Source organism: Paraburkholderia tagetis (genome assembly GCF_022213065.1).
In the GTDB taxonomy this organism is placed as follows: Bacteria; Pseudomonadota; Gammaproteobacteria; order Burkholderiales; family Burkholderiaceae; genus Paraburkholderia; species Paraburkholderia tagetis.
On sequence record NZ_JAKLJA010000036.1, the window covers coordinates 68,869 to 75,104 of the forward strand.

Below are 6,236 nucleotides of genomic sequence, written 5' to 3' on the forward strand. Positions count from 1 at the left end.
GCGCTCTAATGCCTGACGCAATCGAAAGACCGATGAAAGAAACGTAGGGAGACACCGGTGCGAAGCTACCCACTGCAAGCCGCCCAGGGCGCGCCGCAGATCGCCGCCGCGGATGCGGCGGCCCTGATCGATCACCTCGGCGAAGCGCACTTTGCCCATAGCGTGCTGTCCATCATCGGCGCGCATCTGGCAGCGAGCCATTGCTCGATCCTGCTGCGCTCGCCGGCCGGCGACACCTGCGCGCTCGAAGCCGCGAGCCTCGAAGGCGACGGCGCGCGCCTCGCGGGCGTCGCTTATGTGCGCGCGGGCTTTTACGCTCACGATCGTGCGTTCGCCGACCCATCGCTCTCGCTGAGCGGCGGTGTGCTCACGCTGCAAACGCGCGACGAGATTTCGTCGTCCGATCATCGCAAGCTCTGCTATGACCGGCTCGGCATCGCGCAGCGCGTGTCGATCGCGGCGCGTCTGGACGATGGCGCGATCGTCGCGACCAACTTCTATCGTTGTGCCACGAGCGGCCCGCTCGGCGAGCACGCGCTCGAAGCCGCACATGCACTGGCGCAGCCACTCCTCGCGGCTGTGCGCAAGCACAGCCGTTTGCGCGCGCCGCGTGCCGATGCGCGCACGAGCGTCCCGGCGGAGTGGGCGCGCCTGAGCGAGCGCGAGCGCGCCGTCGCCCAGCTGTGCGTGCGCGGCTGCAGCGCGAAGGAGATCGGGCGCGCGCTCGATATCGCCGTCACGACCGTCAATACGCTCAAGCAGCGCGCCTATCAGAAGCTCGGCATTCGCCGCCAGAGCGAACTCGTCGCCTTGCTGAGCGGCATGCGCGCTACGCCACTCGACGCCTGACGCGCCACGCGCCGCGTCATCACACATCGGGACAGACAGCCCACACGCCGCTTCGTATCCTTGCCCGACGTATTACAACGTCCAGCAAGGAGACAGCATGGTCCGAGCCAGCACGGACATGAGCGGGGGCTACGCGCTGCCCGTTTTTCCCTTTAAACGCCCGCCGGAACTCGACGGCCATCGTCGGCGCTATCGCGTCGTCGTGATCGGCGCGGGCCTCGCCGGCCTCACGGCGGCCGTCGATCTCGCGCAGCACGGCATCGACGTCGTGGTGCTCGACGAGGACAACACCGTGGGCGTGCGCGGCGCGTCGAGCCGCGGCATCTGCTACGCGCAGCGCAGCCTCGAAATCTTCGCGCGGCTTGGCATCGCGGAACGCGTGCTCGCCAGGGGCGTCACGTGGTCCGTCACGAAAGTGCTTTCCGGCGACACGGTGCTCTACGAATACGACCTCGCGCGTACGCACACATCGTTGCAGCCGCCGTTCGTGAACCTCCAGCAGTTCTACATCGAGTGGTTTCTCGCGGACCGCTTCGAGGAATTGAAAACGGGTGAGATCCGCTGGTCGTCGCGCGTGACGGGCGTGGTCGCGCACGACGATCACACGGTGCTCGACGTCACGACGCCCGCGGGCGACTATCGGCTCGAAGCCGACTGGGTGCTCGACGCCGAAGGCGCCAGCAGTTTCGTACGAGAGACGCTCGGCCTTCAGGTGAGCGGCGAGCGTACGCCGGACCGCTGGTGCATCACCGACGTGCGCGTGAACGCGCCGTTGCCGCACGAGCGCTGGACGTGGGTCGATGCGCCTTTCAACGAAGGGCGGGGCGTCTGGCAGCATCTGATGGCTGACGACGTGTGGCGCCTCGACTTCCAGATGGACGAGCACTGCGACCCGGCCGTTGTGAGCCGTACCGAGGTGGCCGAGGCGCGCGTGCGCAAAATGCTCGGCGACGTGCCCTTCGAACTCATATGGGTCGGCCCGTATTTCTATCGCACGCAACTGCTCGATTCGTTCCGGCACCGGCGCATTCTTTTCCTCGGCGACGCGGCGCACGTGAAGAGCCCATTCGGCGCGCGCGGCGGCAACAGCGGCATTCAGGATGCCGACAACCTCGTATGGAAACTTGCACTGGTCCTGCGCGGCGAGGCGGACGAAGCATTGCTCGCGACCTATGACGAAGAACGCCGCGCGGCTGCGCAAACGAATATCCGCGTCACGCAGCGCTCGGGCCGCTTCATGCGGCCGGCCAACGACGCCGAGCATCTGTTCCGTCGCGCCGTGCTTTCGCTGGCGGGCGAGCACGCGTTTGCGCGCAGCTTGCTCAACACGGGGCGCCTGTGCACGCCGCACGATTATCGCGGCATGTCGGGGTTCGGTGCGCAGGGCGAGGGCGTTGGCGCGAGCATACCCAACCTCGCGTTGAGCGAACGCGGCGTAACGATTTCGCTGATGACGCTCGCGGCGCGCGCCAACGGCCGCTTGATGCTGTTCGTCGACGCCGCATGCGCCAATCTCGACGCCATGCTCTGCGGGCTCGCCGCTCTGCCCGTAGTCGTGCACGTGCTCGGTCGCGATATCGACGCTGGTGAAGCCGCGCGCGCGCAGCTTCGCCTACCTGTTGCGGGCGCCGCGCTCATTCGCCCCGACTCGCACCTTGCTGCGATCGTCGAGCGCGCCGACGCTGCGAACGTGCGCGCGGCCGTCGCGCGTGCGCTTGCGCAACCCGTCCTTCAACCGGAGATGCCCATATGAATGCCGCCGCACACGCCCTCGCCACGGCCGACGATCGCTATGAGGCACTGCTCGATCTGCATCGGGGCCTCGACGCCGGAGCGAGCGGCTTGCTCAACGCGCGCCTCGTGCTCTTGCTCATGAACGAAATCGACGATGGTGCACGTCTTGCCACATTGCTCGATGCGGCGCGCCTAGTTAGTCAGGATAACCAGGAGAATTGACATGACTACCGTTTCCTTCGCCTCGGCCGCCGACACGCGCGCGCAACAGGCTCACCTCGTCGAGCTGGCCGATCGTGTCTACGGCTTCGTTTCGGACTTCGATCCCAACTGCGGTTTTATCGTCGGCGACGATGGCGTGCTCGTCATCGACACGCGCGCCACGCCGACACTCGCGCGCGAATTGCGCGACGCAATCGCGAGCGTTACCGACAAGCCCGTGAAATACGTGTTTCTCACGCACTATCACGCGGTGCGCGTGCTGGGCGCGAGTGTGTTCGACGGAGCGACCGTCATCAGCAGCGCGGGGACGCTCGACTGGATCCGCACGCGTGGCGACGCCGATTTCGCGTCCGAGGCCGGGCGCTTTCCGCGTCTCTTTCAAGGCATCGAGGAGATTCCGGGGCTCACGTACCCGCACATGGTGTTCGAGGATACGCTGACGTTGTGGTTCGGCGGCCGCGAGATCCAGTTGCGCCATTTCGGCGCGGGCCACTCGTTCGGCGATTCGGTTTGCTGGCTGCCGGCGGAGCGCGTGCTGTTCTCGGGCGATCTTGTCGAGAATCGTTGCGGCGTCTATGCGGGCGACGGCTATCTTCGCGCATGGTCGAAGACGCTCGCGAAGCTGCGCGCACTCGACGCTGATGTGCTGCTTCCGGGACGCGGCGCGGCGTTGAGCGGGCGCGAGCAGGTCGAACAGGCGATCGACGGGACGCAACGGTTCGTCGACACGGTGCTCGACTGCGTAGGCGCCGCGATTGCGCGGGGCGCTTCGCTCAAGGAGTGCTATTTCCAGACGCTCGAAACGATGAAGCCCATGTTCGGCGACTGGCCGGTGTTTCAGCACGTGTTGCCGTTCGACGTTTGCCGCGCCTTCGAAGAGCTCAACGGCGCCGAGCATCCGGCCATCTGGACGGCCGGGCGCGATGCCGAGCTGTGGAAACTGCTGCACGAATGAGCGCATCGTAACGCTACGCAAGCGGCGACAGGACGGCGACGACCGAACTCAACCAACCCTTGCCGCCCAATGGTTAACCCCACGTTGCGGGAGCAAAATCATTGAACTAGAGTACGTCCACCAGCGCCGCAGACAAAGACGTCGCCACGCTGGCTGAAGCCCACGCGGCTTCACTCGCCGCCCAGGCGGCATGCAGTTTCCCATTCGCGTTGCCCGACAGAGCCGTCGGGCGAACGCTACGACACAGAAGCCCTTGCCTCGTTCAACGAGGCAAGGGCTTTTTTTGTCCCTTAATTTTGCGTACTGCGGTTTTTCAACAGGAGAGCATCATGCGTCACGGCGATATTTCGAGCAGCAACGACAGCGTCGGCGTAGCCGTCGTCCAGTACAAGATGCCGCGTCTGCACACGCGTGCGGACGTGATCGCGAACGCGCGCGAAATTGCGGAGCGCGTGGTCGGCATCAAGCGCGGCTTGCCCGGCATGGATCTGATCGTGTTTCCTGAACGCGCGCCGCAACATGCAGTCGCAGAACCATCTTTACAAGTTGCTGCATCGCGGCTACACGGGCCGCATCGGCTCGGGCGAGTCGCCCGACGGCGTGGCGCAGTGTCCGTTCGAGTTCTACGGCAAGTGGGTCAACGACCCCGAGGGCGCGCGCCAGATGGTCGAGGCGATCACGCGCAGCACGCCGGGCGGCACTGTCAGGTTGGTGGGAAGGTGGCGGTAGAATGAAGCGATGAAGAAGACGAAATCGCTGTATCACGGCCACCGCTTCCCTGCTGGCGTCATTAGCTGTGCGGTTCGCTGGTATTTCCGGTTCAGCCTGAGCCTGCGCGACATCGAGGAGTTGTTGCTTGAGCGTGGTGTCGTCGTCACGTACGAAACGATCCGTTGCTGGTGCGATAAGTTCGGCGCTAGATTCGCCCAGTGCGCCAAAGCGGTGCAACGCAAGCGGGAGCAGCACATGGCATCTGGACGAGATGTTCGTGAAACTGCGCGGCGAACCGTATCTGCTGTGGCGCGCGGTCGATGAGCATGGTGTGGAACTCGACGTGCTGGTGCAAAAGCGGCGCGACAAGGCTGCTGCAAAACGTTTCTTACGCAGAATGCTGCGTTCAAACCCGGTGCCGCGCAAGATCGTTACCGACCAGCTGCGCAGCTATCCAGCGGCGAAGGCTGACATTCCCGAGCTCGCCCACGTCAAGCACGTCTTCGTCAAAGCAGCGGCACGCGTGAACAACCGGGCCGAAAACAGCCACCAGCCGACTCGCAGGCGCGAGCACCAGATGCTGGGCTTTCGCGACGCGCCTCGAACTCAGGCGTTCCTCTTACGCTTTGGCCCGATTCGGCAGCACTTCGTGTTACCCAGACACCGGATGAACGCGAAACGTCACCGCGCCATTCTGAAAGAACGTCTCGCCACATGGCATGACTGGACTGTCCCGGCTACGGCTGACCGGGTTATCTGATGAGGATAACTACTCTTGAGCCAGACACGCCGCTTACGCTCGTCAACTTGACAGTGCCGTCCCGAGCTATGTAGATGAAGTCTGCCTTGTCGAATCGGCCATGGTATTTCGCACCCGATGTTGTCGGCTTCGGCAACATGACCGCAATCCCCGCATCGGCGCACTCCTTGATCTGAGGTCCACTGTAGTAGCCTCGATCAGCCACTGCTCGCAGTCTGGTCTTGCCCATCGCGTCGCGCGCAGCTTTTGCCATGGGACTAAGCTGCGCTCGATCGCTGCCCGAGTTTGTGACCTCGTGAGCGACGATGAGGTGGTGTTTGGTGTCTACTGCTACCTGTACGTTGTAGCCCACCATTCCTGAACCTCTACCGCTAGTCGCCATGGAGCGAGCATCAGGATCGGTCGTCGAGAGCTGACCGTCAGGCTCAGTCTTGAGTTGCTCCTTGATCTGTTCGAGGTTTCGCATCTGCTCGCGCAAACGCTCGATCTTGTCCTTCAGCCTGGTCGTCTTTGCTTCCAGCTCTGCGGGTTGCGTGCGATCTGCGGTCTCCAGCGCGTTCAGATACCGCTGGATACTCTCCTCGATCTGCTTCTGGCGCTTATCGACCTTACCCTCGGTGAAGTTACGATCGCGTGTATTGACTGCCTTGAACTTGCTGCCGTCAATGGCGACTAGCGCTTGTGAGAACAACTTCAGCTCACGGCACAGCATCACGAAGCGGTGACACACGTTGCGAATGCCAGCGCCGTTATCACGACGGAAGTCCGCTATGGTCTTGAAGTCGGGCGCCAAGCGCCCCGTGAGCCACATCAATTCAACATTGCGTTGGCATTCACGTTCCAGGCGGCGGCTCGACTGGACCCGATTCAGGTAGCCGTAGATATAAGCGCCTCATGAGAAGTATCTCTATACTGCCAGGCCGAGCAAGAACCGCGACATAGACGATGGCCGTATTGAAACCGCTGGAACTGACGAAGGAAGAACGTAGCGAGCTTGAGGTTCTG

At 63.6% G+C, this 6,236-nt stretch carries 4 protein-coding genes and 3 pseudogenes; 6 read left to right on the forward strand and 1 reads right to left on the reverse strand.

Features of this window, described 5'->3' with window-relative positions; all coding sequences use genetic code 11:
* The first annotated feature begins 57 nt into the window (after positions 1-57).
* From L5014_RS38870 to L5014_RS29815, 6 genes and pseudogenes are all read left to right on the forward strand, one after another.
* Positions 58-849 carry a helix-turn-helix transcriptional regulator gene (locus L5014_RS38870; RefSeq protein WP_238467383.1) on the forward strand — a complete coding sequence of 264 codons (792 nt, stop codon included), beginning with the start codon at positions 58-60 and terminating at the stop codon, positions 847-849.
* 97 nt (positions 850-946) lie between these two features.
* On the forward strand, positions 947-2,602 hold the full coding sequence (locus L5014_RS29795) for an FAD-dependent oxidoreductase (protein ID WP_238467384.1): 1,656 nt from the start codon (positions 947-949) through the stop codon (positions 2,600-2,602).
* Positions 2,599-2,805, forward strand: coding sequence for a DUF2783 domain-containing protein (locus L5014_RS29800; protein ID WP_238467385.1), 207 nt, complete (start codon positions 2,599-2,601; stop codon positions 2,803-2,805). The genes L5014_RS29795 and L5014_RS29800 overlap by 4 nt, the downstream gene beginning before the upstream one ends.
* Position 2,806: 1 nt before the next feature.
* A complete protein-coding gene (locus L5014_RS29805; protein WP_238467386.1) occupies positions 2,807-3,760 on the forward strand; it encodes an MBL fold metallo-hydrolase in 954 nt (317 codons plus the stop codon).
* Positions 3,761-4,089: 329 nt separating this feature from the next.
* Positions 4,090-4,489, forward strand: a pseudogene (locus L5014_RS29810) (hypothetical protein).
* Positions 4,490-4,498: 9 nt separating this feature from the next.
* Positions 4,499-5,231: pseudogene (locus L5014_RS29815) on the forward strand (IS6 family transposase).
* Between the two features lie 64 nt (positions 5,232-5,295).
* Here the strand turns inward: L5014_RS29815 and L5014_RS29820 are convergent.
* Positions 5,296-6,117 (reverse strand): annotated as a pseudogene (locus L5014_RS29820) (transposase); the annotation flags it as partial.
* Positions 6,118-6,236: the final 119 nt, after the last annotated feature.

Bases quoted from the DNA above. Each gene is read 5' to 3' on its own strand.
- L5014_RS29795 (WP_238467384.1), top strand. From the start codon at position 947: ATGGTCCGAGCCAGCACGGACATGAGCGGGGGCTACGCGCTGCCCGTT.
- L5014_RS29800 (WP_238467385.1), top strand. From the start codon at position 2,599: ATGAATGCCGCCGCACACGCCCTCGCCACGGCCGACGATCGCTATGAG.
- L5014_RS29805 (WP_238467386.1), top strand. From the start codon at position 2,807: ATGACTACCGTTTCCTTCGCCTCGGCCGCCGACACGCGCGCGCAACAG.